Source organism: Erwinia sp. PME.40.26/001, from assembly GCF_055556675.1.
On the sequence record NZ_JBVHNP010000011.1, the window covers coordinates 36,643 to 62,371 of the forward strand.

A 25,729-nucleotide genomic window follows, 5' to 3' on the forward strand; every position below is an offset into this window, starting at 1 on the left:
TTAAAAGCTCTGAATAAAAGCGCCCCCCACCGGCCACAGCGTCTGCGGGTCAGGCTATTCTTAGCAGAATCAATCGTCACTGGGATCACAGATGATGAGTGCACACTCACCAGAAATTTCTGTCCTGTCCAGTCAACAGCGCCGTTGCCACCTGCTTTTAATGCTCTGCCTGCCTGCGTCCCCTGTAACTGAGGAGTCGGTTTGCCAGCTTAACGGAGTGGAACACGCCGTAACCCGGCAAGATATAGCGAAGGTCGCAGAGGAAATCCAGCGTTATCACCGTCTTGTCATTGAGCAGGACGGTCAGGGCGCGCTGTCACTTTGTGGAACGGATTTGGATCGCCGCCTCTGTCTGCTGCACGGCCTGCGCCGTGCGCTGCGCCTGTCGCCATCATTTATTCATACCGATTTTTCCCGCGCCATCAGACAGCAGCTTCATTCGCTACCCGTTGATAAAGCGTTGTATGATGAACACAATCTGCTGGCGCTAATTCAGCACTGCTCACTGCATCTGGGGCGGGAGTTCAGCCCCCGTGACGCCCAGTTCCTGCAGGTCTGGCTGCGTTTTTCCCTCGCCTGGCCCTGCCAACCCACCTTCACCCCGGTTCAGCAGCGGTGGCTGAGAGGAAAAAGCGAGTCGGCGCTGGCGGAGGAGATAGTCCGCTGCTGGCGCAAGCGTGGCTATCAGGCCACCGCCAGTGAGAGCGACCTGCTTACCCTGCTCTTCAGCCAGCTGCATATCCCGATGCTGCAACATCCTCACGCAGAGCATGAGCGCCAGCTGCTGCAGTCTGTTCAGCTGTTGATTCAACGCTTTCAGGCGCTGTCGGGCATGGTGTTCAGTAATGATGACGGGCTCAGTGCGCAGCTGTATACGCATCTGGCACAGGCCCTGGAGCGTGCGCTGTTCGCTATCGGCATTGACCACAGCCTGGTTGAGGATATCGCCCAGCAGTATCCCCGGCTGTTACGCACCACCCGTGAGGCGGTGGCCGCTTTTGAACAGCAGTACGGTGTCCAGTTCAGCGATGAAGAGATGGGGCTGATTGCGATTATTTTCGGGGCGTGGCTGATGCAGGAGAGCGCCCTGCAGGAAAAACAGGTGCTGTTGTTGATCGGTCACGATCGGGAGCTGGAACGTCAGGTCGAACAGCAGCTGCGCGAACTGACGCTGCTGCCGCTGAATATCAAGTATCAGGATGTTGCCGATTTCCAGCGTCACAGTGCGCCGAAAGGCATCGCGCTGGTGATCACCCCCTATGCCACCCCGCTGCCGCTCTATTCTCCCCCGCTGATCCATGCGGAACTGCCGCTGGGAGAACACCAGCAGCGCAGCATCCGTACGCTGCTGGAGTCGTAATCAGCTCACTTTTGGCCGCAGGAAGAGCACCGGTACAACCAGTAGCGCCATCACCCAGAATACGCCCCCCTGCAGATGCTGGAACAGCACGCCACAGACCATGGTCATCAGGGCGATCCCGCCGCCCATCGCCAGCGCCGAGTAGACGGACTGCAGCCGGATAACTTCTCCGCCGTCACGGGCGGCGATAAAGCGCATCGCGGCCAGATGGCAGAGGGTGAAACTGCCGCAGTGGAGAATTTGTGCGGCGATCAGCCAGCCCAGATCGGTGGATGAAGCCATGATACTCCAGCGTACCAGCGCCGAAATACAGGAAAGTAGCAGCAGATCACTCGCGCTCCAGCGGCGAAACAGCCGGTGGCTGGCGGCAAAAATGATGATTTCAGCCACCACCCCCAGCGACCACAGGTAGCCCACCGTGCCCGATGAGTAGCCCGCCTCCTGCCAGTAGATGGCGCTGAACCCGTAATAGGCCGCATGTGCCCCCTGCATCAGCGTCACGCACAGCAGGAAACGCCAGACGGCGTTCTCACTCAGCATCTGCTTCCACTGCGCCCATCCGGCATGCTGTGCCTGTTTTTCCGCCCCCTGCGGCATCACCGCAGGCCGCAGCAGCATCCCGCCGATCATCGCCCCGCAGCCCACACACAGCAGCACTAAAATAGCGTGGTAGGAAAAATGAGTCACCAGCACGCCGGTGAGGGCTGAACTGATAACAAAGGCGAGCGATCCCCAGAGCCGCACCGGGCCGTAGGGCAGCGCAATCTGCCGCTGCCAGGTGGCGGCCAGCGCATCGCTCAGGGGAACCAGCGGTGAGAAGAACAGGTTGAACCCCACCATCACCAGCAACAGCCATAACCACTGGGAACCCGCCCAAAAGCCGAGCGCAAACAGCAGGGTCAGGAGCGCCAGCAGGCGCAGCACCGTAATCAGTCGGGAGGGATTGGTAACGCGGGAAGCAATCATCAGGCTACCGGCAAAGCGCGCAATCATGCCACACCCCAGTAACAGACCGATTTTTTCCGGCTGCAGACCGCTGTCTTTTAACCAGACGCCCCAGAAAGGCAGATAGACGCCATAGGCGAAAAAGTAGGTGAAGTAGCTCAGTCCAAGCCAGTACGTGGAACGTATCGTCATTTTCCCTCCGACAAAGTGGAGGCTAATGTACACCGTGGCGGGAGATAAAAAAATAGCGGGACACGTTGGTGTCCCGCTATCAGTGGTCAGGCTCCCCTGTGGCTGCGAGGAGACGCGCTCAGGTTATGCGTAAACCGGGAAGCGCGCACAGATATCCAGTACCTGCTTCTTCACGCGCTCGCTCACGCCTTCGTCATTGATATTGTCAAGAATATCGCTGATCCAGCCTGCCAGTTCGCGGACTTCTGCTTCTTTAAAGCCGCGACGGGTCACCGCCGGGGAGCCGATACGGATACCGGACGTCACAAACGGGCTCTTCGGATCGTTAGGAACGCTGTTTTTGTTCACGGTAATATTGGCACGACCCAGGGCAGCATCCGCTTCTTTACCGGTCAGGTTCTTGTCCACCAGGTCCAGCAGGAACAGGTGGTTGTGCGTACCGCCGGAGACAACGTTGTAGCCACGCGCCAGGAAGACTTCCACCATCGCTTTGGCGTTTTTAGCAACCTGCTGCTGATAGGTTTTGAACTCAGGCTCCATCGCTTCTTTGAAGGCGACCGCTTTCCCCGCGATAACGTGCATCAACGGGCCACCCTGGCCACCTGGGAAGACGGCAGAGTTCAGCTTCTTGTAAAAATCTTCGTCGCCGCCGTGCGCCAGGATCAGACCGCCACGCGGACCGGCCAGCGTTTTGTGGGTGGTCGACGTCACGATGTGCGCATGAGGAACGGGGTTAGGGTAGACATCAGCCGCGATCAGACCCGCAACGTGCGCCATATCGACGAACAGGTAAGCGCCTACCGTGTCGGCGATTTCACGCATTTTGGCCCAGTCGCACACGCCTGAGTAAGCAGAGAAGCCGCCCACGATCATTTTCGGCTGGTGCTTTTTCGCCAGTTCGGCCAGTTCGTTGTAATCAATCTTACCGCTTTCGTCGATGCCGTAAGGAATAACGTTGTACAGTTTACCGGACAGGTTAACCGGGGAACCGTGAGTCAGGTGGCCACCGTGGGCCAGGTTCATCCCCAGAATGGTATCGCCCGGCTGCAGCAGCGCGGTATAAACGGCGAAGTTGGCCTGAGAACCTGAGTGCGGCTGCACGTTAGCGTAGTCGGCACCGAACAGCGCTTTCGCACGGTCAATCGCCAGTTGCTCAACGATATCCACATACTCACAGCCACCGTAGTAGCGTTTGCCCGGATACCCTTCCGCGTACTTGTTGGTCAACTGAGATCCCTGAGCCTGCATCACGCGTGGGCTGGTGTAGTTCTCTGAGGCAATCAGCTCGATGTGCTCTTCCTGACGCACTTTCTCCTGCTCCATCGCCTGCCATAATTCGGCATCGTAATCGGCAATGTTCATTTCACGCTTTAACATCTGCATCTCCTGACTCAACTGACTTTCAAAAATGAATGCCCCCTCGGGGGTGATGGTAAACAGTTTAAACTGTTTACCCACCCGTTGAATAGCATCACGGCCGCCTTTTTACGCAAACGATTGGCTTCAGGATTGGCAAGGGTTAGTTACAGTTTTCTGCCAGCCCCCGATCGGGGCGTATCCTCGCCCGCCGCAGACAGGCTGTTGTTCTGAAGCGGATGTTACGTGCGAAAAAATACCCCTTAACTCATAAGGTGTATTTACAGAATTAGCTGCGCGGTTATAAGATACATTTAAAATACATGTTTATAATCCCTGCTAAGGAGCACGCCATGCTGGACAGCCAAACCATTGCTACTGTGAAATCCACCATTCCCGCCATTGCTGCACTCGGCCCGCGCCTGGCCGCCCATTTCTATCAGCGTATGTTCAGCCACAATCCTGAGCTGAAAGACATTTTTAATATGAGCAATCAGAGCAGCGGCAACCAGCCTGAAGCGCTGTTTAATGCCGTCTGCGCCTATGCCAGCAACCTGGATAACCTTGCGGCCCTGGGCCCTGCGGTGGAAAAAATCGCCCAGAAACATACCAGTTTTGCGATCCGCCCGGACCAGTATCCCATTGTCGGTAAGCACCTGTTGGCCAGCATTGATGAAATGCTGCATCCGGGAGAAGAAGTCCTTGAGGCCTGGGGTAAAGCCTATGGCGTGCTGGCGGGGATTTTTGTCCAGCGCGAAGAGCAGATTTATGAAGAGACCGAGGAGAAAGTCGGGGGCTGGCGGGGGGGGCAGCGTGAGTTTGTCATGAGTGAGATCACGCCACAAAGCACGGTGATCAAAAGCTTTATCCTCACCCCGACGGACGGTCAGCCAGTGGCAGACTACAAACCCGGCCAGTATCTCGCCCTGTGGGTGAAAGATCCCTCTTTTGCCAATCAGGAGATCCGCCAGTACTCACTGACCCGCACACCAAACGGTCGCGACTACCGTATTGCCGTTCGTCATGAGGAAGGGGGGGTTCTTTCCAGCTGGCTGCATCAGCAACAGCCGGGCCAGCGGGTCCACCTGGCACCGCCCGCCGGGGATTTCTTCCTCGATGTGACCCCGGAGACACCAGTGACACTGATTTCGGGTGGTGTGGGCCTGACGCCCATGCTGGCCATGCTGAACCAGCTGGCAGCCGACAAACATCCTGCCTGTGTCCAGTGGCTGCACGCCACGGAAAACGGGGCCACACACGCCTTCGCTGAAGAAGTGACCAGACTGGGCGCACGGCTGCCGCAGTTCTGGCAGCATGTCTGGTATAACCATCCGCAGGAACAGGATCAGGGCCGCTACGACAGCCGCGGGCTGATGAACCTGCTGCCGCTGGAATCCCGTCTGAGCGATCCGGCCATGCACTACTATCTGTGCGGACCGCTGGCCTTTATGGCGCTGGTAGAGAAACGCCTGCTCGAACTGGGCGTGACGAAAGACCGTATTCATTATGAAGTCTTTGGTCCGCATAAGGCGCTGTAACCCGGCCCTGCGGGGACACCTTCGCCTGTTGCTGAATGTCAGCAGCAGGCGACAGGGTTCCACCCGTTTCACCCCGGATGTCTTTCCGCCCTATTTCTCCGCCTGACGGCGCGCCTCCGTCACCTGCTCAGGTTTCACCCCCGGGGCCTGATTGCCCCAGCTGTGACGCACGTAGTTCATCAGTTCGGCCATCTGAACATCATTCAGCGCCCAGCCGTAACCCGGCATGGTCTGCGCCATCCCCTGCTGTGTAACAGGCGTCTGTGCCCCGTCCAGCACCACGCGCAGCGCGGTCAGCGGATTGTCCGCCGTAAGCGTGGCATTCCCTGCCAGCGCAGGAATGGTGTGAGCGTTGCCCTCACCCTCACTGCCGTGGCAGGTTGAACAGTACATGGCATAGGTTTTCGCCCCTGCGGCGGAAGGCGTGGCGGGATGACTGCGGGCTGCCGGGGCCGCAGGCAGACTCCGCAGATAGACGGCCATGCTGGTGAGGTCGGCCTCCGTCAGATACTGAGTACTGTGGGTGACCACGTCCGCCATCGGTCCGGCTACCGCGCCCCGGGCACTACGCCCGGTTTTCAACAGCGCCACCAGCTCCTCCTCCGGCAATCCTCTCAGCGAGGGAGCATACCAGCCGTCCAGCTCTGCGCCGCTGAGATAAACATCACTCTGCTGATCCAGCGCCTGCTCCTGCATTCCCCAGCCGCGCGGCGTGTGGCAGCTCCCGCAGTGCCCTGCCCCCTGCACAAGATAAGCCCCCCGGTTCCATTGCGCACTCTGTTGCGTATCAGGCTGATAACGGCGGTCTTCATGAAACAGTACGTTCCAGATGCCCAGCGGCCAGCGCGCCGAAAGCAGCCAGGGAATGTCGCTGTCGCGGTTCGCCTGGCTACTGGCGGGCACCTCCCGCAGCAGAAAGTCGTACAGCGCGTGCATATCCGCCTCGCTCATTTTTGCATAAGCGGTGTAGGGCATGGCCGGATAAAGACGATGACCGTCACGAGCTACACCCTGTCGCATCGCCCGGTCAAACTCTGCAAACGTGTAGCGTCCAATGCCGTGTTGTTTATCAGGGGTTATATTGGTGCTGTAAATATCCCCTACCGGCGTGGCAAAGCGCAGCCCGCCCGCCATCGGTACGCCCCCCTGCGCGGTATGGCAGGCCGTACAGTCGGCTGCTTTTGCCACGTATTCCCCCGGCGACATCGCCCAGGTCGGGCCGCCTGCCAGCAGCATAAGGCTGAAGATGGCCCTCTTCATGACGCTTCCCCCGGGGCTGACGTGCCTCCTGCCGGCTCATTGACCGCCCGCCAGGCCTGATCGATAGCCGAGTGTGCGTAAGGGCTCCAGTCGGCGTCGGCGTTGGCAATGAAAATATTACCAACGGGCGCACGGGCGCGTTCGATAGTTCGTTGTGCCTCTTCTTCATCATCAAACATGCCGCTCAGGGCATAAGAGTAGCCGTGTGACCAGCGGTTAACGGTGATCGCCTGGATATCACGCTGATGGTCGAAACCTGCCGGGCCGAGCATCGCCTGCAGCTGTTCACGGATCATCTGCTCATGTACCGAAAACGGCGTGCCCAGCAACATGGCGCGCCCTTTGCGTGACTGCTCACGCGGGCTGAGTCCGCTGCCCGGCAGCGTTGGCACATACACCATGTGCAGCCCGATGGGCAGCCGGGGATCGTGCGGGTGGTGATAACCGCCCAGGCTTACCGGATAGTCGAGCTTAACGCGGGAGTATGGCGCACCGGGCGCATAAAACTCGTGGATGCCCAGCTGAATAAACGGCTGCCAGTTGGCAATCTTCACCTTGCTGTAGACCAGCGGTGCCTTAACGTTTTGCTTCAGTGCCTCCTGCTGCGCGGGCGACATCTGCGGCACCAGATAGGGGATCATCATGTTATAACCGGCCATTATCACCCGTCCGGCGCGTACACGAGTCAGCGTATCACCGGTCATATAGCTCACCTCAGCGTGGTTACCCACATTTACCACCTGCATCCCGGTGCTGTTCAGGCGCAGTCTGACGGGGGAATCCGGCCGGTCTAACTGGCTGTAGTCAAATGTCGCCTGCACGATATCATTCATATTCTGTCCGGCGGAGGTCACAGACGGAATAAGTTTGCGCACCATCAGGCGGGCCAGCGTGGCGTTCCCGTCCGGGAAGTGGAAGACGTAGGGGTCGTCAAGATCGGCCTGAGATTCCTCATCCAGCGGCGGCAGTCCCATACCGTCCAGGCCGGGCAGGTCGCAGATACGCGCATCGCTGCAGGCGGTGGCATCAATACCGACGGCCTGAAAATCGTTAGTCGACTGCTGGAAGTAGCGGATAGCCTGTTCACTTAACCCCACTTTCTCACGCAGGAAGGTGCTGTAACTGTGCTTATCCAGCCAGGCCACTTTTTCCTGCTGGCTCAGTCCTGGCAGATAATCCTTCGGTACCGTATGCAGCGCAATCAGCGCCTCACGGTCGCTTTCCGGCAGCGGAAAATCATTGATAAAGGCCTGCCACGAGCGTCCGTTAAGCCGGTCACGCGGAATATCGTCGGCCACTACCCTGCCCGGATCGCCGCTGACCACTTTGTCCACGCCGAAATTTTTCCTGTCAAAGTAAACTCCACGACTGAGGCCCAGATCCGGGTAGAAGGTTTTATCAAAGCCCTGCTCCATGCCGTCAAGACTGATGCCGAGAGTGTTAATCAGATCCATCACCACCGGGCTAAAATTGGAACGCGGAGACTGGAAGGATTCACTGCCGCCGTAACCCAGCAGCCCGTTAAGCTCATTACGTTTAGCATGGCCGCCAAAGTCATCATGGTTATCAATCAACAGAATACGCTGCTGTTTCCCATGGAGCTGCTGCCAGAAACAGGCGGCCGCCAGACCGCTGATCCCGGCCCCGACCACCACCAGATCGTAGTCTTCGGTTACCGGCTGAGAGTCGAAATCGAACGCCACATTATCGCGGCCCAGGCGGTGGGCATTTTCAAAGGATCCCGGATGGTTGCCGCGCAGACCGGTAAGCGAAGGAGGATAGTACAGCGTCTTTTGCGCCTGTAACGGCGAGGCCTGTAATATCTGCAGGGGGGTCATACCGGCGGCGACAGTGATCGCGACGCCGTTGAGAAAATCGCGGCGGGTGATAGCCATAATCGTCCTTAACTGTTGAAAAGTGGCAGTTCAGCCTGAAGGCTTCGGGGGGCTTATTGTCCGGACAGGAGAGCGATTGTCAAAGGAAGGGAGAAAGACGGGCAGAAATAACAACAGGGGCCTGAACCGACAGGCCCCTGAGCAGTCACGGGCGGTTTAAATCGCCTCTTCGTCTTCTTCACCGGTGCGGATACGCACCACGCGGGCGACGTCAAAGACGAAAATTTTCCCATCGCCGATTTTGCCCGTCTGCGCCGTGCGCATAATGGTATCCACACAGGTATCAACGATATCGTCAGCAATGACGATTTCAATTTTTACCTTAGGCAGAAAGTCGACCATATATTCAGCACCACGGTACAGCTCGGTGTGGCCTTTCTGACGACCAAAGCCTTTGACTTCCGTTACGGTCATCCCGGTGATGCCGACTTCCGCCAGCGCTTCACGCACATCATCGAGTTTGAACGGTTTGATAATTGCATCAATTTTTTTCATGGCTGACCCTTTTCTCTCCCTCCGTACGCGGACGGATAATCAGTTAACTATATACCCGTAACACTCAGCCTGCCTGCGCCTGGGTGGCAAACCGGTGATCGCCATGGGTATAGCGGATGTCCGTCTCTTTTCAGGCAGATAAACTACCATAACCGGACCGGCTAACCGCAGTGAAAATTACTCTTTAAAATCGGCAGCATCCAGTTCGTGTCGCGATAACAGCTTATAGAATTCTGTGCGGTTGCGTCCCGCCAGCCGTGCGGCGTTGGTGACATTGCCACGGGTCATTTGCAGCAGCTTACGCAGATAGTTCAGTTCAAACTGATTGCGCGCCTCAGCAAAGGTCGGCAGCGCCGTATTCTCCCCGGCAAGCGCCTGTTCCACCAGCGCTTCCCCGATCACCGGGGCGGACGTCAGCGCCACGCACTGCTCAATCACATTCACCAACTGCCTGACGTTGCCCGGCCAGGCGGCGGCAATCAGACGGCGCATCGCATCGATGGAGAAACTGCGTACAAAAGGCTTATGCCGTTCGGCAGACTGCTTAAGCAGATGATTAGCCAGCAGGGGGATATCTTCAGCGCGCTCATGCAGCGCCGGGATCTTGAGGTTGACCACGTTAAGGCGGTAGAACAGATCTTCGCGAAACTCTTTCTTTTCCATCGCCTTAGGCAAATCACGATGTGTGGCAGAGATGATGCGCACATCAATGTCGAGGTCGCGGTTGCTGCCCAGCGGGCGAACCTTTCGCTCCTGCAGCACGCGCAGCAGCTTGACCTGTAAAGCCTGTGGCATATCACCGATCTCATCGAGGAACAGCGTCCCGCCCTCGGCGGCCTGGAACAGCCCTTCACGGCTGCTAACAGCGCCGGTAAAAGCTCCTTTCGCATGGCCAAACAGCTCTGATTCCAGCAGCTGCTCCGGCAGAGCCCCGCAGTTGATGGCAATAAAGGTTTTGCCCGCGCGCGGACTGGCGGCGTGTATCGCCTGGGCCAGCACCTCTTTGCCGGTGCCGCTCTGGCCGTTGATCAGCACGCTGACATCGGACTGCGCCACCATCCGCGCCTGATCGAGCAGACGCAGCATCACCGGACTGCGGGTGACAATGCTTTCGCGCCAGGTTTCATCACTGGAAGGGGCGCGGTGGGCCAGCGCCCCGTCGATAGCTTTATACAGGGCATCGCGGTCGACCGGCTTGGTGAGAAAACTGAACACGCCCTGCTGCGTCGCCGCCACCGCGTCAGGGATCGAGCCGTGGGCAGTGAGTATAATGACCGGCATCCCCGGCTGCAGCTTCTGGATCTCAGCAAACAGCGCCATGCCGTCCATCTCGTCCATACGTAAGTCGCTGATCACCAGATCGATTGTCTCGCGGTTCAGCACCCGCAGTGCTTCCGGCCCGCTTTCTGCGGTGGTGACGCTAAACCCTTCACTGGTCAGGCGCATCCCCAGCAGCTTTAACAGACTCGGGTCGTCATCGACCAGCAGCAACCTTGCTGACTTTTTCATCATGGGTTGGCATCATCCTGTGGCAGATTATCAGCCGGGGCCTCGCCGGGACTGTGGCTATCCGGAGTGGTGGTATCATCGCCGTGGCTGGTGCTATCGGAAGCATCCGGAGAGCGGCGCGACGACAGACGACGTTCAATATCGGTCAGGGTATCGAGCTTGCGTCGGGTCACCACAAGTTCGTTCTTCAGGCGGATTTGCTGCTGGCGAAGCGCGTCCAGCTGACCGTCGCTGCTCTCCTGCAGGTGGGCATAGCGCATCCGCTCTTCAGAAAGTTGTAACTGTGAGCCCTGCCCTTCGCGCCACAGCATCAGTAACGGGCGTACCGATGCGGGATAGTCATAGCTGTAACTGTCCAGACGTTTAAGAAACTCACGTCGCTCAACGGGCGTCACGTTGCCATTATTCAGTAATACCGCCTGTTTGAAGGCGCTCTGCCAGTCATTACCAGGCCAACGACGGGCTTCTGCACGGGCATCCACGGGCGACAGTCGGATACCACAGTCGATGGTGCGCAGCCAGTAGAGAGGGTTCCCGGTGGCAGCAACATCCGCAAATGCCCAGATATTCTCGCAGGCAACACTCTGATAATCGACAATTTTGACATCAGGTTCGCTCACCGGGATATCCGCACGGCTGACAACCTTCTGAGTTGCTGGCTGACTGCATCCCAGCAGCCCCAGCGCCAGTATGACAGTAACGGCAAATCTGCCCAGGCGTCCGTCGTGCGGCGCGGCAGAAAAACGTGATGATTCCATTATGATAACGTCCCGGCGGTGGTGTTTAATTCGATGCGGAAGCAGACATCAGCATCAACGCTGTCAATCAGTTGTAAGTCCCCCTGCAGCCGTCGCAGGCAGTCTTTGGCAATACTCAGCCCCAGTCCGCTGCCTTTGACCGCCCCTTTACGTTGCAGGTTTCCCTGGAAAAAGGGTTCAAAGATCATTGCCTGTTCCGCCGCAGGAATGGGGGTTCCGGTGTTCGCTACCTCAATGAGGACGCGGTTTCCCTGTTGCCGGCTGCGGATCCAGATATTTCCGGATTCTGCACCGTAGTGTACCGCATTGGAGTAAAGATTATCGATGGCCCTCAATAACAAAGTCGGTTCAGCACGGCAGCGGTCTGCCTGCAAATCGATATCAATATGAAGCAGTTTAGCGCGGGCCGTCAGACTGTGGGAGGAAACCAGCGTATCAATTAACGGCCGCAGTTCGACATCTTCCAGCGCTACCGGTCCATCGGCCAGCTTGCGGTTATAGTCCAGCAGCTGTTCGATCAGCGTTTGCAGGTGGCGGCTGCTGTCGTTAAGAATGCTGACGACCTCTTTCTGATCGGGCGTCAGGGGCCCGGCCACCTGATCGGCAAGCAGTTCGGTGCCCTCACGCATACTGGCCAGCGGGGTTTTTAACTCGTGGGAGATATGGCGCAGAAACTCATGCCGTTGGGACTCCAGCCAGGCCAGACGCTCGCTGAGCCAGAGGATCCGTTGTCCAAGTGAACGGATCTCACGCGGCCCTTTAAAGGCGAGGCTTTGTCCCAGCGGTCGGCCTTCTCCCAGCCGATTAATCATCCGTTCAACCGCCTTCACCGGGCCGATAATCATCCGGGTGAAGAGCATGACCAGACCGAAACTGAGCAGAAACAGGATCAGCGCCTGCCAGCCAAAATACTGACCCCGTTCGGCAATCTCACGCTGCAACTGCAGACCGCGTGAAAACACCACTTCACGCGTGGCCTGCACCAGCTGGCTGTTAGCGGCAGAGAACGCTTCAAGCTGGTCGGCTGCCGCAGGCACCGGGCTGCTGTTGACGCATTTAATCTGACTCAGCTGCGTCAGGTTCTGACGCAGAATCTGCCAGGTGCGCATATCTGGCAGCACCGGAGCGTGGGCATCCAGCATTTGCGAGTAGCGGCTACGCTGAGTCTGATAAAGCCGTGCCAGCATCGGGTCGTCCAGCACACAATACTGACGGTAGCTGCGTTCCAGCTCCAGTGCGGTACGCGCCATGGCTTCACTGCGGCGCACATCGGTCAGCGTGGTACGGTTGGTATCGGCGGCGCGGTCACTCAGCGCCGACAGACTTTCCCAGGCCTGCCAGGCCAGCACCAGTAACGGTAATAACACCAGTAAAAAGGCCATCAGCACCAGCTGACGTAACGATCGCGGTAACAGACGCCATTTCTTCACGACACAGGTTCTCTTTGCAGTAGTTACGGCGATGCTAGCTGAGAGTGAGCGGATAAGAAAGTGCGCGGGGAGAAAATGAAAATGGCCGGTTCAAAGAACCGGCCACTGGTGTTACGCCGGAAAGCCCGCGTAACTGAATAGGTGGTGCCTAACTCAACGTTGCGTCCGATGTTTGATAACGTCACAGAGTGAACGATTATCGGTATGGTGGACGACAGGCACCGTATTGTGCGTCATTCTGGGTGTTATGGGCACTTGACCGCTTGCGCAGGGCTGTCATAACCAGGTGAATGAGCCACTGAGGGTAATATAGCAATAACTGTGCCATATTGAAAATATATTTTTAAACCGCTGAAATATTTGGATTTTAATGCTCTTCTACCTACAGCACAGCCCATTTTTGACCATCGGGTCTGCAAAACTGTCGCCAAATGGCTACACCATTCAGACGAAAAAAAACAAGCATTAAAAATCAGTTGCTTAGATGTCTCCTTTTGGAGACAGGGCGGGGGCGACTTTGTAGTGAAATAGCAACACTGGCTGTCTGACCGCCGTAAAACCCCAAAAAAACCGGCCTCCTGAGAGGCCGGTTAGCAGGTACAGTCGTTCGCTCAGGCAGGGGTTTAGCCCAGTTGTTTACGCGCATTACGGAAAATACGCATCCACGGGCTGTCCTCGCCCCACTCTGCCGGATGCCAGGAGTTGCTGACCGTGCGGAAAACGCGCTCCGGGTGCGGCATCATAATGGTCACGCGGCCGCTTTCGTTCGTCACGGCAGTAATCCCGTTCGGCGAGCCGTTCGGGTTCGCCGGGTACTGCTGCGTCACCTTGCCGAAGTTGTCGACGAAACGCAGCGCCACCAGACCTTTGCTTTCCAGCTGGGCCAGATGCGCATCGCTGCGCACCTCCACGAAGCCTTCACCGTGCGATACCGCAATCGGCATGCGTGAACCGGCCATGCCGTCCAGCAGCAGCGACGGGCTGGCCGCCACTTCCACCAGGCTGAAGCGGGCTTCAAAACGTTCGGACTGGTTACGCACAAAACGCGGCCACTCTTCGCTGCCGGGGATCAGCTCGCGCAGGTTAGACATCATCTGGCAGCCGTTACAGACCCCCAGCGCCAGCGTCTGCGGACGGTGGAAGAAGGTTTCGAATTCGTCGCGCACGCGGGTGTTAAACAGAATCGACTTGGCCCAGCCTTCGCCTGCCCCGAGAACATCACCGTAGGAGAAGCCGCCACAGGCCACCAGCGCCTGGACGTCCGCCAGGCCGCGACGGCCTGCCAGCAGATCGCTCATGTGCACATCAACGGCGTCAAAACCGGCACGGTGGAAGGCTGCCGCCATCTCAACGTGAGAGTTAACGCCCTGTTCACGCAGCACCGCCACTTTCGGACGTGCGCCGGTCGCGATGTACGGCGCTGCGATATCCTCCTGTGGCTTAAAGGTCAGCGCCACGTTCAGGCCCGGATCGCGGTCATCTTTCTTCGCGTCATGTTCCTGGTCTGCGCAGGTCGGGTTATCGCGCAGGCGCTGCATCTGCCAGGTGGTTTCTGCCCACCAGGTACGCAGCGTGGTGCGACTTTCACTGTAAACGGGCGTATCGCCTGAAGCGATCACAAAGCGATCGCCTTCCACGGCCCGGCCCAGCAGATGAATGCAGTCGCTCAGACCATGATCGGCAAACACCTGCTGCACCGCCTCACGATCGGCGGCCGCGATCTGGATAACCGCGCCCAGCTCTTCGTTAAACAGGGCTGCCAGGCTGTCGCTGCCCAGCGCCGCAATGTCGACTTCTACGCCGCAGTGGCCGGTAAAGGCCATCTCTGCCAGCGTCACCAGCAGGCCGCCGTCAGAGCGGTCGTGGTAGGCCAGCAGCCTGCCATCGGCCACCAGCGCCTGGATAGCGTTATAGAAACCTGCCAGCTGCTGCACGTCACGCACGTCGGCAGGCTTGTCGCCCAACTGACGGTAGACCTGCGACAGCGCCGTTGCCCCCAGCGCATTGACGCCTTTACCCAGGTCAATCAGCATCAGGGCATTGTCACCCGTCTGCAGCTGTGGGGTCACGGTTTTACGCACGTCCTCCACGCGGGCAAAGGCGGTGATCACCAGCGACAGCGGAGAGGTCATCTCACGCTGTTCGCTTCCCTGCTGCCAGCGGGTTTTCATCGACATAGAGTCTTTGCCGACCGGGATGGTGATCCCCAGCGCCGGGCACAGCTCTTCACCTACGGCTTTCACTGCTTCATACAGCCCGGCATCTTCGCCCGGGTGACCGGCAGCGGCCATCCAGTTTGCCGACAGTTTGATACGCGTCAGCGGGCCGATGGCGGTCGCCGCGATATTGGTGAGCGCTTCCCCTACGGCCAGGCGACCGGAGGCGGCAAAGTCGAGCAGCGCTACCGGGGCACGTTCGCCCAGCGCCATGGCTTCACCGTAGTAACTGTCGAGGCTGGCGGTGGTCACCGCACAGTTGGCCACTGGGATCTGCCATGGCCCGACCATCTGGTCCCGGGCCACCATACCGGTGACCGAACGGTCGCCGATGGTGATCAGGAAGGTCTTCTCCGCCACGGTCGGCAGATGCAGGACGCGGTTTACCGCATCCGCCACGGTGATCCCGTCACGCGCCAGCGGCTCGCCTTTCGCTTGCAGCGAGGCAACGTCGCGGGTCATTTTCGGGGTCTTACCCAGCAGCACGTCCAGCGGCATATCAATGGGGGTATTGTCGAAATGGCTGTCCGACAGAGACAGGTGCATCTCTTCGGTGGCCTCACCAATCACCGCGTACGGAGCACGCTCGCGCTGGCACAGGGCATCAAACAGCGCCAGGCTGTCCGGGGAAACGGCCAGAACATAGCGCTCCTGGGATTCGTTACACCACACTTCCAGCGGACTCATGCCAGGCTCATCGTTCAGAATGTCGCGCAGATTGAAACGTCCGCCGCGTTCACCATCGCTCACCAGCTCCGGCATGGCGTTAGAAAGACCGCCCGCTCCCACGTCATGGATAAACAGGATCGGGTTCGCTTCACCCAGCTGCCAGCAGCGATCAATCACTTCCTGACAGCGCCGTTCCATCTCAGGGTTATCACGCTGCACAGACGCAAAGTCGAGGTCTGCATCTGACTGGCCCGAAGCCATTGAGGATGCGGCCCCGCCGCCCAGGCCAATATTCATCGCCGGGCCACCCAGCACGATCAGTTTGGCACCGACGGTGATTTCACCTTTCTGTACGTGATCGGCACGGATATTACCGATACCACCCGCCAGCATGATCGGCTTGTGGTAGCCGCGCAGTTCTTCGCCATTATGGCTGTTGACGCGCTCCTCGTAAGTACGGAAGTAGCCGTTCAGGGCCGGACGACCAAATTCGTTGTTAAACGCTGCGCCCCCCAGAGGGCCTTCGGTCATAATATCCAGCGCGGTAACAATGCGATCGGGCTTGCCGAAATCTTCTTCCCACGGCTGTTCAAAGCCGGGGATACGCAGGTTCGATACGGAAAACCCGACCAGTCCGGCTTTGGGTTTTGCGCCGCGCCCGGTGGCCCCTTCATCGCGGATTTCGCCACCGGAACCGGTAGCGGCACCCGGCCACGGCGAGATCGCCGTCGGGTGATTATGGGTTTCCACCTTCATCAGGATATGGGCCTCTTCCTGATGGAAATCGTAATGGCCCTGCGCGTCCGCGTAGAAGCGCCCGACCTGAGAACCTTCCATCACGGCGGCGTTGTCTTTGTAAGCTGACAGCACGTGATCGGGGGTCTTCTCAAAGGTGTTTTTAATCATTTTGAACAGCGACTTCGGCTGAACCTGCCCGTCAATCACCCAGTCGGCGTTGAAGATTTTATGGCGGCAGTGCTCAGAGTTGGCCTGAGCAAACATGTACAGTTCGATATCGTTCGGGTTGCGCCCCAGTTGTTCAAACGCCGCCTGCAGGTAATCGATTTCGTCATCAGCCAGCGCCAGCCCCAGTTTAATGTTGGCCTGAACCAGCGCGTTACGCCCTTCACCCAGCACGTCTACACTCTGTACCGGCGCAGGCTGATGCTGAACGAACAGCGCGTCGGCCTGCTTCAGATCCGTAAACACGGTTTCCATCATGCGGTCGTGCAGCAGGGCCGCCAGTGCCCCCCACTGCGCTTCCGTTAACTGTGGCGCCTTGACATAGAAAGCCAGACCGCGCTCAAGACGCAGCACCTGCGGCAGGTCGCAGTTATGGGCGATATCCGTCGCTTTGGAAGACCAGGGCGAAATGGTACCGGGACGAGGCGTCACCAGCAGCAGGCGACCTTCCGGGGTATGTTCAGCGAGAGAGGGGCCGTATTTCAGCAGGCGCTGCAAACGGGATTTTTCATCCGTGCTTAGCGGCGCGCTGACATCAGCGAAATGGACGTACTCAGCGTAAATGTCACTCACCGGCAGGTGAGCATCCTGAAAACGGGCCAGCAGTTTGTTAATACGAAATGCCGACAGAGCGGGCGAACCACGCAGAATTTCCATCATTAAAGATCTCTCGTCTCGAAGCGCCGGGCGACGCTTCATTGGGCGCAACAGGGGAAAACGGGCGGTATTATAGTGAATCCGCACCCGTTACGAAACCGTTTGCGCAGAATTTATCGCGATAAGGAATTGCCTGAAAAACACACAAATCGGATGGAATTCAGTTGCGGAGCCGCGCGGAGTTGCGCAGAATGCCCCACGCTCAGGGCCAATTATAGACCACAAATACTGCCATAGAAGACAGACACCTGAGAACCATCGAGAGATAACTATTTGAAACGCCTTAAATTTAATTATCTGCTGGTCGGACTGATCACGGTACTTCTGGCGCTTGCGCTGTGGCCGTCTATCCCATGGTACGGGGACTCCACCGACCGGATTGCACAGATAAAATCGCGGGGAGTACTTCGTGTCAGCACGATTAATTCTCCGCTGACTTACTACACGGTCAATAAATCACCAGCGGGTATGGACTACGAGCTGGCGAAGCGCTTCGCCCGTTATTTAGGTGTGAAGCTTGAAGTCACCGTTCGTCCTAATCTGGGCGATCTGTTTGATGACCTGGAAGATGACAAGGCCGACCTGCTGGCGGCCGGCTTAATTTATAATAATGAACGGCTGGCGCGTTTTCGTGCGGGCCCGTCCTATTATTCCGTTTCCCAACAGCTGGTGTACCGCATTGGCGCTCCGCGCCCCAAAAACCTCGGCGATCTGAAAGGTCGCCTGACGGCGGCATCCGGCTCAGCCTATCTTTCGACGCTGCGCAATGTGAAAGCGCATCAGTATCCTGACCTCGACTGGGCGATCTCCACCGATCAGACGCCCCAGGGCCTGCTGGAGGCGGTGGCAGACGGCAAACTCGATTATACGGTGGGGGACTCGGTCACCATTGCCCTGATGCAGCGGATCCATCCGCAGCTGGCTGTGGCCTTTGACATTACCGATGAAGAGCCGGTCACCTGGTACGTGCAGCACGAGCAGGACGACAGCATGAATGCGGCCCTGCTCGACTTCTTTAACCAGATGAGCGAAGAAGGTGCGATGGCCCGACTGGATGAGAAGTATCTGGGTCACGTCGGCACCTTTGACTATGTCGACACGCGCACCTTCCTGCGCGCCATCGACGGCACACTCCCGGACATTCAGCCGCTGTTCGAGAAGTACGCGCAGATTATCGACTGGCGTCTGCTGGCGGCCATTTCCTACCAGGAATCACACTGGAACCCGCAGGCCACTTCACCGACCGGGGTACGCGGCCTGATGATGTTGACGCGTAACACCGCTGACAGCCTGAACGTCAGTGACCGTACCGACCCCGAGCAAAGTATACGCGGCGGCAGTGAGTATCTGGTACGCATGATGGAAAAGGTGCCGCCCACCGTGCCGGAAGATGAACGTATCTGGTTTGCGCTGGCGGCCTATAACATGGGGTACGCCCATATGCTTGATGCACGCAAGCTGACGGAAAAGCAGAAAGGGGATCCGGATAGCTGGGCTGACGTCAAAGTCCGCCTGCCCATGCTGAGTCAGAAACGCTACTACAGCCAGACCACCTACGGCTACGCGCGCGGTCATGAAGCTTATGCCTACGTGGAAAATATTCGCAAATATCAGCTGAGCCTGGTTGGCTATCTGCAGGATCAGGAGAGAAAGCTGGCCCAGCAGGCGGCGATGGAGGCCGAACTGGGCAGCGGTTATCCGGCGGTGGCAGCAAAAATCGCGCTAAACTGAACCGACTCAGTCGGACGGAGGCACCGGAACAGACGGCCGGCCTCTAGAGGCGGAGAGCCTTCTTTTCGGCCCGGCGCTGGCGGAAAAAGTCGCTCAGCAGCGCAGCACACGCTTCCGCCAGTACCCCCTGTTCAGTCTGCACGTGATGATTCATTCCCGGATGCCCCAGAACGTCCAGCAGTGACCCCGCAGCCCCGGTTTTTGCATCCCGTGCGCCATACACTAACCGTCCCACGCGCCCGTGGATCATCGCCCCTGCGCACATCACGCAGGGTTCCAGAGTGACATACAGCGTAGTGTCCAGCAGGCGATAGTTCTCGATCACCTTCCCCCCCTGCCGGATCGCCATCATCTCGGCGTGTGCCGTTGGATCGTGATGACCGATCGGGCGGTTCCAGCCTTCACCAATCACCCGCCCCTGATACACCAGCACAGCGCCCACAGGGACTTCGCCCTCGTCCCAGGCACGCCTGGCCAGTGTCAGCGCATGGCGCATCCAGAATTCATCGTTATTGTCAGTCACCCGCGTCTCCGGCAAAAAAAAAGCGCGACATTATATCGTCAATTGTCGGTTATTCCAGTTGCTGTAGCTCCCCCACCGGGGTAACTCTGAAGCGGTGCTGGCAAAAAAACAGTAACGGGTTGTCCTGCTTACTGTCGCTGTAACCGCTGTAAAGCTGCAGCGGAGTCCCAATCTGCTCTTCCAGCTGCGCCACCTTCTCATGGCCCAGGCAGCGCATTGCCAGCACCCGCCCGCCCCAGGCTCGCCCCATCTGACTGGCGATCAGTTTAACCTGCGGCAGAAATGCTGAATCGAAGTAGACCTGCTCCACCAGGGGCTGCGGCGACCCGGTGATCAGCCAGACGTCGGCATCCTCACTGCTGAGATAGTCCGTCAGCCGCTGCTGCACCACGGGGAAGGCCGTCACGCGCTGGCGGAACCAGAGGGCAAACTGCTGCTCACGCGCCTTCAGACGCGCCTCACTGTGGCCAAAGGTGATTGACCACAGCAGCAGGCTCATTGGCCAGCGTGCGGCGCGGCCCTTCAACAGCAGGCCAAGACCAATAACCGGTAGCAGAGGCGCAACCAGCAGCAGGTTCAGAGGCTGACGCCACAGCAGCCAGCGCATATAGGTGCCGAACATATCCTGCTGATGCAGGGTGCCATCAAGGTCAAAAAATACCACACGTCGTTCCCGACTGGTTGTCAAACCTCACTCCTCAGGGTCGTTGAACCCCATAAACCATGCAAACAGGAAGCCGCAAATCACGGCTGTCAGCCACCCCACCAGATACATCATCACTTTACCGGCCACGATGGTCATCGCCAGCGGCAGGCCGGAAAGCCCAAATGTAATAAGGGTAGCGACCTTAGCATAACCGATCACGGCGCCGCCAACCGCACCGCCCAGGCAGGCCGCAATAAAAGGGCGTCCCAGCGGAAGCGTAACGCCAAAAATCAGCGGCTCACCCACGCCGAGAATGCCCACTGGCAGCGCCCCTTTAACCAGTTTTTTCAGCCTGGCATTGCGCGTTTTCATTAATACTGCCAGCGAAGCCCCGACCTGGCCCACTCCGGCCATCGCCAGGATAGGCAGCAGTGCGTTATAACCGTGCGCCTGCACCAGCTCCACGTGAATTGGCACCATACCCTGGTGAAGGCCGGTGAGCACCAGCGGTAAAAAGGTGCCTGCCAGTATCGCACCTGCCAGCACACCACCGCGATCGATGGCCAGCGTGGCCCCATGCGCAATAGCGTCAGAGATCATACCGCCCAGCGGCTGTAACAGCACGATCGCCAGTGATGCAGTAATAAGTGTAGTCAGAAGCGGATTAAGGATCAGCTCCAGTGACTCAGGCAGCCGCTGGCGGAGGCGCTTTTCAATCCAGCACATCATGACCACCACCAGCAATACGGCGATCACCCCACCGCGTCCGGGCTGGAGGGGTTCGCCAAACAGGGTGATCTGCGCCAGCGCCGGGCTGGAAAGGATCCCCGCCATAACACCACCGAGAGCGGTAGAGCCGCCAAAAACTTTGGCCGTATTAACACCGACCAGAATATTCATAATGGCGAATACCGCACTGCCGAAAATCGCCGCCAGCCCGATGATATTGGGGTACTGCGTGGCAAGGTTACCCACAATATCAGGACGTTTGACGATATTAATCAGCCCGGTGATCAAACCGGAGGCAATAAAAGCCGGGATCAGCGGGATAAAGACGTTCGCCAGCTGGCGCAGCGCATCACTGAAAGGGGCGTGATACTGCGCTTTCGCCTGTGCCTTATTCTGTCTGACGACCGCCGCTGCATCAGCCGCCCCGGGGGCGGTAATCAGCGTACGCATCGCATCGGTCACTTTGGCCGCTGCTCCTGGCCCCACGATAAGCTGGTGCTGACTGCCCTGCTTGACGTAGCCTTTCACCCCTTCCAGCCGGCGCAGCTCTTGCGGTATCAGCAGGCTTTCGTCACGGACCTCAACGCGCACGCGCGTCATACAGTTTTCCAGTCGCAGAATATTGGCCGGGCCGCCAATGCCCTGCAGTAATGCCTGTGCCAGCTGGAGAGATTTTTCCATGGGTGATCCTTTTTATGCCGTTAGTTGCTGGCGAGTGCCGCGCGCAAAAAGCCGTTGCAGGCAACCAGTCGCTGTTTTGCCTGGTCGGCCGGAAGATCGGCGAGAATCATTAAAATCGCGGTTTTCACTTCGTACTGTGCCTGCTGTAAGGTGTTCCCGGCCTGCTGCGCGTCGCAGCCCGTGGCCTCACACACCATGCGCCGCGCGCGATCGATCAGTTTGATATTAGTCGCCTGCATGTCCACCATCAGGTTCTGATAGACCTTACCGATTTTGACCATGGCCCCCGTAGAGAGCATATTCAGCACCAGCTTCTGAGCCGTTCCCGACTTCAGCCGCGTTGAGCCGGTCAGCGCCTCCGGGCCGACCACGGGTGAGATAGCAATCAGCGCTTCACGGGCGATGGGGGAGTCTGGATTGCAGGAGATCGCTGCCGTACGACAGCCCTGCTGGCGGGCATAGCGCAGCGCACCGATGACGTAAGGCGTGCGCCCCGAGGCGGCAATCCCCACCACCATATCGTTTGCGGTCAGGTTCAGCGCCTGTAAATCAGCGATCCCCAGCTGTTCATCATCCTCAGCGCCTTCCACCGCCTTGAGTAACGCCCCCGGGCCGCCCGCAATCAGCCCGACAATCAGCCCGTGCGGTACGCCAAAGGTGGGCGGACATTCGGACGCATCCAACACGCCCAGCCGTCCGCTGGTACCGGCACCCATATAGATCAGACGGCCGCCGGCGGAGAGCGCGGCAGCGGCGGCATCAACGGCCTGCGCCACCTGCGGCAGCGTCAGGCGGACGGCGTCCGCCACGGTGGCATCCTGCTGATTAAATCTGGATACCATCTCTAAGGTCGACAGATTATCCAGATCGATCGTATCCGGGTTACGCGTTTCTGATACCAGTGAGCCAAGATCCATGACTTCTCCTTTTAGAATTTTTAATTCACAATAAATTTAATATATACGAATATTTTATTCTTTGCCGCATGCCATTTTACCCTTCTTAATCATGGAAACCGTTAAATGGCACGTTAGACTTAGAGCACTGAATGTTATCATTACAGATAATTCAATATGATGGGCCTGATTCGTAAGAGGAAAAATGATGAGTTCACTGCTGCGTATCCGTCAGCTTTATCCCAGCCTGGCTCTGAACGAACGTCGGCTTGCTGACTATCTGCTGTCGCAGCCGGACCGCGCACGCCACCTGAGCTCACAAAAGCTGGCCGATGAATCAGGGGTCAGTCAGTCCAGCGTGGTGAAATTCGCTCAGAAACTGGGTTACAAAGGGTTTCCGGCACTGAAGCTGGCACTGAGTGAGTCCCTTACCGAAAAGGATGCAATCACCGTTCACAATCACATCCTCAGTGACGATGCGCTAAAGGTGGTCGGGGAGAAGCTGTTTACCGAAAAATGTTCCGCCATACGCGCCACGCTGGATATTAACAGTGAAGAGATGCTGCTGGAAACGCTGCGCCTGCTGAAGCAGGCCAGACGCATCGTGCTGGTAGGTATCGGCGCTTCCGGCCTGGTTGCAAAAGATTTTTCCTGGAAGCTGATGAAGATAGGTATCAGTGCGGTGGCAGAGCAGGATATGCATGCCCTGCTGGCCAGCGTTCAGGCCCTGGAGGTGGGCGATGTGCTGCTGGCTATCTCCTACACGGGGGAACGCCGGGAAATTAACCTGGCCGCGCAGGAAGCCCAGCGCATCGGTGCTACCGTACTGGCGTTTACCGGGTTTACGCCCAATACCCTGCAGCAGGCAGCCAGCCACTGCCTGTACACCGTGGCAGAAGAGCAGACGACGCGCAGCGCGGCCATCTCTTCCACGACCGCGCAGCTGGCGCTGACCGACCTGCTGTTTATGGCGCTGATCCAACGCGATCCGGAACGCGCATCCAGCCATATCCGTCACAGTGAAGCGCTGGTGAAAAAGCTGGTCTGAGCAGACAGCGTGCGTATAATACCCGCGCACTTTAACCGGTTACTGGATGAGAGAACGATGGCGCTGCTGATCACTAAGAAATGTATTAACTGTGATATGTGCGAACCCGAGTGCCCTAACGAGGCGATCGCCATGGGTGACGAGTACTATGAAATCGATGCTGACCGCTGCACGGAATGCATCGGCCACTACGACGCTCCCACCTGCCAGCAGGTTTGCCCCATCGATAACACCATTATTGTCGACCCGCAGCGCAGCGAAAGTTCCGACCAGCTGTGGGAGAAGTTTGTGCAACTGCACCCTGCCGGCTAGCTTTCGATAATCACCGTCGCACAGGCGTAGTGACGTTCATCAGCCAGCGTGACGTGCACGTGAACCACCCCGAGCTTCGCCGCAACTTCACTGGCCTGCTGGAAAAACCGCAGTCCGGGTTTGCCAAGTTCGTCGTTATAAACCTCAAACTGATTGAACGCCAGGCCACCTCTTATCCCGGTGCCAAAGGCTTTCGCCGCCGCCTCTTTTACCGCAAAACGCTTGGCCAGAAAGCGAACCGGCTGCTGATGCGCCTGATACTGCGCCCATTCACTGGCACTGAGTACGCGTTTTGCCAGGCGGTCGCCGGATCGGGAGATCACCCCTTCGATACGGGCAATCTCCACAATGTCAGAACCGAGCCCGAGAATAGCCATTAACGCCGCGCTTCCCGCATCAGCTGCTTCATCTCTTTCACCGCCTCAGCCAGGCCACTAAACACCGCACGCCCGATAATGGCATGGCCGATATTCAGCTCGTGCATCTCCGGCAGTACGGCAACCGGCTGTACGTTGTGATAGGTCAGGCCATGCCCGGCATTGACCTTCAGGCCTTTTCCGGCGGCATAGGTGGCCGCTTCAGCAATACGCGCCAGTTCACCCTCGCGTACCGGGCCTTCTTCGGCTTCAGCGTAAGCACCGGTATGGATCTCAATATAAGGTGCGCCGGCGGCGACGGCGGCATCAATCTGGCGATGGTCAGCGTCGATAAACAGTGATACCAGGATGCCGGCATCATTCAGCCGTTTTACCGCAGCCGTCACTTTATCCTGCTGGCCGGCCACGTCCAGCCCGCCTTCGGTGGTCACTTCTTCACGTTTCTCCGGTACCAGGCAGCAGAAGTGCGGCAGGATCTCGCAGGCAATATCGACCATCTCATCTGTCACAGCCATCTCCAGATTCATCCGGGTCTGAATGGTCTGACGCAGAATGCGCACGTCACGATCGGTGATGTGGCGGCGGTCTTCCCGCAGGTGGACGGTAATGCCATCGGCCCCCGCCTGTTCAGAGACAAAAGCGGCCTGAACCGGATCGGGATAGTGCGTGCCACGGGCATTACGAACGGTGGCTATGTGATCGATATTAACGCCTAACAACAGCTCTGCCATGATAGTCCTCAGAAAATCGCGAAGGGTTTTAAGAAGTGTACAACGATCCCAGCACACAGGGGTATGGCTGGTGGCTATTCATCGCCCGGAAGCGCTGCATCTGGTCGTTTTCTCGGCAAAAACTGCCGAAACAGTTCGGCACTTTTCAACGGTTTTCCTCCGAGGTAGGGCTTAAGGGCAATGCGGGTAAAGCGCTTCGCCGCGCGCAGGGTATCGGCATCTGGAAAGTCACGCTGGTACAGCGCACGCAGATGACGCCCGGTGAAACTGCGGTGCCCCACCACCAGGCTGGCGATAAAGCCCTTCTCTTCGCGGTAGCTGTAGGTCATGCCGTCGGCCACTTCTTCCCCGCTGCCTGCACAGTGCAGAAAATCTACGCCGTAGCCAAGGTGGCCGAGCATCGCCAGTTCAAAGCGCCGGAGCGCAGGTTCAGGGGAAGCGGCATCCGACGCCAGCGTCTGAATGCAGTGCAGATAGTCGAAGAAGAGCTCGCTGAATGCCGTCTCGTGTTCCAGCACCCGGGAAAGGAGCTCGTTAACGTACAGGCCGCAGTAGAGAGAGGTACCGCTGAGAGGGAGAGCAAGGGAGACCGGTTCAGCCCCACGCAGGGTTTTCACCTCGCCACGGCCTCCCCAGCGCACCAGCAGCGGAGTAAAAGGCTGCAGTGCCCCTTTCAGGCTGGAACGTTTGGAACGGGCGCCTTTGGCCAGCACCCGTACCCTGCCATGCTGTTCAGAAAACAGGTCAAGCAGCAGGCTGGTTTCGCTCCAGGGTCGTCCATGCAGGACAAATGCGCGTTGCCAGCCTTCCAT

At 58.2% G+C, this 25,729-nt stretch carries 21 protein-coding genes; 5 read left to right on the top strand and 16 right to left on the bottom strand.

Annotation, left to right across the window (positions count from 1 at the left end; all coding sequences use genetic code 11):
* Positions 1-91: 91 nt before the first annotated feature.
* Entirely contained in the window at positions 92-1,360 is a 1,269-nt protein-coding gene (gene csiE / locus ACZ3HG_RS20570; RefSeq protein WP_465334199.1) for a stationary phase inducible protein CsiE, read from the top strand.
* Here the strand turns inward: csiE and ACZ3HG_RS20575 are convergent, their stop codons facing one another.
* Together ACZ3HG_RS20575 and glyA are read right to left on the bottom strand one after the other, a co-directional pair.
* Complete coding sequence (locus tag ACZ3HG_RS20575; RefSeq protein ID WP_191934684.1) at positions 1,361-2,497, bottom strand: 3-phenylpropionate MFS transporter; 1,137 nt, start codon at positions 2,495-2,497, stop codon at positions 1,361-1,363.
* A gap of 123 nt (positions 2,498-2,620) precedes the next feature.
* Positions 2,621-3,874: a serine hydroxymethyltransferase gene (glyA, locus tag ACZ3HG_RS20580; protein ID WP_191934683.1), complete on the bottom strand. Its 1,254-nt coding sequence runs from the start codon at positions 3,872-3,874 to the stop codon at positions 2,621-2,623.
* Between the two features lie 332 nt (positions 3,875-4,206).
* On the opposite strand from glyA, the gene hmpA reads away from it, so the two are divergent.
* Positions 4,207-5,391 carry an NO-inducible flavohemoprotein gene (gene hmpA, locus ACZ3HG_RS20585; protein ID WP_191934682.1) on the top strand — a complete coding sequence of 395 codons (1,185 nt, stop codon included), beginning with the start codon at positions 4,207-4,209 and terminating at the stop codon, positions 5,389-5,391.
* A 90-nt stretch (positions 5,392-5,481) separates the two neighbouring features.
* Here the strand turns inward: hmpA and ACZ3HG_RS20590 are convergent, their stop codons facing one another.
* From ACZ3HG_RS20590 to purL, 7 genes are all read right to left on the bottom strand, one after another.
* Positions 5,482-6,651: a c-type cytochrome gene (locus tag ACZ3HG_RS20590; protein WP_465334202.1), complete on the bottom strand. Its 1,170-nt coding sequence runs from the start codon at positions 6,649-6,651 to the stop codon at positions 5,482-5,484.
* Positions 6,648-8,546, bottom strand: a complete 1,899-nt coding sequence (locus tag ACZ3HG_RS20595; protein WP_191936868.1) for an NAD(P)-binding protein — start codon at positions 8,544-8,546, stop codon at positions 6,648-6,650. Before ACZ3HG_RS20595 ends, ACZ3HG_RS20590 begins: the two co-directional genes overlap by 4 nt.
* A 156-nt stretch (positions 8,547-8,702) precedes the next feature.
* Complete coding sequence (gene glnB, locus ACZ3HG_RS20600; protein ID WP_062744629.1) at positions 8,703-9,041, bottom strand: nitrogen regulatory protein P-II; 339 nt, start codon at positions 9,039-9,041, stop codon at positions 8,703-8,705.
* Between the two features lie 177 nt (positions 9,042-9,218).
* Positions 9,219-10,553 carry a two-component system response regulator GlrR gene (glrR, locus tag ACZ3HG_RS20605; protein ID WP_465334205.1) on the bottom strand — a complete coding sequence of 445 codons (1,335 nt, stop codon included), beginning with the start codon at positions 10,551-10,553 and terminating at the stop codon, positions 9,219-9,221.
* Positions 10,550-11,308 (bottom strand): two-component system QseEF-associated lipoprotein QseG, encoded by a 759-nt coding sequence (gene qseG, locus ACZ3HG_RS20610; protein ID WP_465334207.1) that lies wholly within the window; start codon positions 11,306-11,308, stop codon positions 10,550-10,552. Before qseG ends, glrR begins: the two co-directional genes overlap by 4 nt.
* On the bottom strand, positions 11,308-12,690 hold the full coding sequence (locus ACZ3HG_RS20615; RefSeq protein WP_465334259.1) for a HAMP domain-containing sensor histidine kinase: 1,383 nt from the start codon (positions 12,688-12,690) through the stop codon (positions 11,308-11,310). The genes qseG and ACZ3HG_RS20615 overlap by 1 nt, the downstream gene beginning before the upstream one ends.
* 671 nt (positions 12,691-13,361) lie before the next feature.
* Positions 13,362-17,246, bottom strand: coding sequence for a phosphoribosylformylglycinamidine synthase (gene purL / locus ACZ3HG_RS20620; protein ID WP_191936869.1), 3,885 nt, complete (start codon positions 17,244-17,246; stop codon positions 13,362-13,364).
* Between the two features lie 270 nt (positions 17,247-17,516).
* Between purL and mltF the strand changes: the two genes are divergently transcribed.
* Complete coding sequence (gene mltF, locus ACZ3HG_RS20625) at positions 17,517-18,974, top strand: membrane-bound lytic murein transglycosylase MltF (protein WP_191934675.1); 1,458 nt, start codon at positions 17,517-17,519, stop codon at positions 18,972-18,974.
* Positions 18,975-19,017: 43 nt separating this feature from the next.
* On the opposite strand, the gene tadA is transcribed toward mltF, so the two are convergent.
* From tadA to murQ, 4 genes are read right to left on the bottom strand one after another with little or no spacing between them, the layout of a single operon-like run.
* Positions 19,018-19,497 carry a tRNA adenosine(34) deaminase TadA gene (tadA, locus tag ACZ3HG_RS20630; RefSeq protein ID WP_191934674.1) on the bottom strand — a complete coding sequence of 160 codons (480 nt, stop codon included), beginning with the start codon at positions 19,495-19,497 and terminating at the stop codon, positions 19,018-19,020.
* 49 nt (positions 19,498-19,546) lie between these two features.
* Positions 19,547-20,185: a phosphatidylglycerophosphatase C gene (gene yfhb, locus ACZ3HG_RS20635; RefSeq protein ID WP_191936870.1), complete on the bottom strand. Its 639-nt coding sequence runs from the start codon at positions 20,183-20,185 to the stop codon at positions 19,547-19,549.
* Between the two features lie 3 nt (positions 20,186-20,188).
* Positions 20,189-21,553, bottom strand: coding sequence for a PTS transporter subunit EIIC (locus ACZ3HG_RS20640; RefSeq protein ID WP_465334211.1), 1,365 nt, complete (start codon positions 21,551-21,553; stop codon positions 20,189-20,191).
* A 20-nt stretch (positions 21,554-21,573) separates the two neighbouring features.
* Positions 21,574-22,470 carry an N-acetylmuramic acid 6-phosphate etherase gene (gene murQ, locus ACZ3HG_RS20645; RefSeq protein ID WP_191934671.1) on the bottom strand — a complete coding sequence of 299 codons (897 nt, stop codon included), beginning with the start codon at positions 22,468-22,470 and terminating at the stop codon, positions 21,574-21,576.
* A gap of 187 nt (positions 22,471-22,657) precedes the next feature.
* Here murQ and ACZ3HG_RS20650 point away from each other — a divergent pair, with 187 nt between their 5' ends.
* Positions 22,658-23,497 carry a MurR/RpiR family transcriptional regulator gene (locus ACZ3HG_RS20650; protein ID WP_062744608.1) on the top strand — a complete coding sequence of 280 codons (840 nt, stop codon included), beginning with the start codon at positions 22,658-22,660 and terminating at the stop codon, positions 23,495-23,497.
* Between the two features lie 57 nt (positions 23,498-23,554).
* Entirely contained in the window at positions 23,555-23,809 is a 255-nt protein-coding gene (locus tag ACZ3HG_RS20655; RefSeq protein ID WP_191934826.1) for a YfhL family 4Fe-4S dicluster ferredoxin, read from the top strand.
* Here ACZ3HG_RS20655 and acpS read toward each other — a convergent pair.
* The 3 genes from acpS to recO form a co-directional block, all read right to left on the bottom strand.
* Positions 23,806-24,186: a holo-ACP synthase gene (gene acpS, locus ACZ3HG_RS20660; RefSeq protein ID WP_191934670.1), complete on the bottom strand. Its 381-nt coding sequence runs from the start codon at positions 24,184-24,186 to the stop codon at positions 23,806-23,808. The two genes, ACZ3HG_RS20655 and acpS, sit on opposite strands and share 4 nt — an antisense overlap.
* Positions 24,186-24,917 carry a pyridoxine 5'-phosphate synthase gene (pdxJ, locus tag ACZ3HG_RS20665; RefSeq protein ID WP_191934669.1) on the bottom strand — a complete coding sequence of 244 codons (732 nt, stop codon included), beginning with the start codon at positions 24,915-24,917 and terminating at the stop codon, positions 24,186-24,188. The genes acpS and pdxJ overlap by 1 nt, the downstream gene beginning before the upstream one ends.
* A gap of 74 nt (positions 24,918-24,991) precedes the next feature.
* Positions 24,992-25,729, bottom strand: a complete 738-nt coding sequence (recO, locus tag ACZ3HG_RS20670) for a DNA repair protein RecO (protein ID WP_191934668.1) — start codon at positions 25,727-25,729, stop codon at positions 24,992-24,994.

Bases quoted from the DNA above. Each gene is read 5' to 3' on its own strand.
- csiE (WP_465334199.1), top strand. From the start codon at position 92: ATGATGAGTGCACACTCACCAGAAATTTCTGTCCTGTCCAGTCAACAG.
- ACZ3HG_RS20575 (WP_191934684.1), bottom strand. From the start codon at position 2,497: ATGACGATACGTTCCACGTACTGGCTTGGACTGAGCTACTTCACCTAC.
- glyA (WP_191934683.1), bottom strand. From the start codon at position 3,874: ATGTTAAAGCGTGAAATGAACATTGCCGATTACGATGCCGAATTATGG.
- hmpA (WP_191934682.1), top strand. From the start codon at position 4,207: ATGCTGGACAGCCAAACCATTGCTACTGTGAAATCCACCATTCCCGCC.
- ACZ3HG_RS20590 (WP_465334202.1), bottom strand. From the start codon at position 6,651: ATGAAGAGGGCCATCTTCAGCCTTATGCTGCTGGCAGGCGGCCCGACC.
- ACZ3HG_RS20595 (WP_191936868.1), bottom strand. From the start codon at position 8,546: ATGGCTATCACCCGCCGCGATTTTCTCAACGGCGTCGCGATCACTGTC.
- glnB (WP_062744629.1), bottom strand. From the start codon at position 9,041: ATGAAAAAAATTGATGCAATTATCAAACCGTTCAAACTCGATGATGTG.
- glrR (WP_465334205.1), bottom strand. From the start codon at position 10,553: ATGATGAAAAAGTCAGCAAGGTTGCTGCTGGTCGATGACGACCCGAGT.
- qseG (WP_465334207.1), bottom strand. From the start codon at position 11,308: ATGGAATCATCACGTTTTTCTGCCGCGCCGCACGACGGACGCCTGGGC.
- ACZ3HG_RS20615 (WP_465334259.1), bottom strand. From the start codon at position 12,690: ATGGCCTTTTTACTGGTGTTATTACCGTTACTGGTGCTGGCCTGGCAG.
- purL (WP_191936869.1), bottom strand. From the start codon at position 17,246: ATGATGGAAATTCTGCGTGGTTCGCCCGCTCTGTCGGCATTTCGTATT.
- ACZ3HG_RS20640 (WP_465334211.1), bottom strand. From the start codon at position 21,553: ATGGAAAAATCTCTCCAGCTGGCACAGGCATTACTGCAGGGCATTGGC.
- murQ (WP_191934671.1), bottom strand. From the start codon at position 22,470: ATGGATCTTGGCTCACTGGTATCAGAAACGCGTAACCCGGATACGATC.
- ACZ3HG_RS20650 (WP_062744608.1), top strand. From the start codon at position 22,658: ATGAGTTCACTGCTGCGTATCCGTCAGCTTTATCCCAGCCTGGCTCTG.
- ACZ3HG_RS20655 (WP_191934826.1), top strand. From the start codon at position 23,555: ATGGCGCTGCTGATCACTAAGAAATGTATTAACTGTGATATGTGCGAA.
- acpS (WP_191934670.1), bottom strand. From the start codon at position 24,186: ATGGCTATTCTCGGGCTCGGTTCTGACATTGTGGAGATTGCCCGTATC.
- pdxJ (WP_191934669.1), bottom strand. From the start codon at position 24,917: ATGGCAGAGCTGTTGTTAGGCGTTAATATCGATCACATAGCCACCGTT.
- recO (WP_191934668.1), bottom strand. From the start codon at position 25,729: ATGGAAGGCTGGCAACGCGCATTTGTCCTGCATGGACGACCCTGGAGC.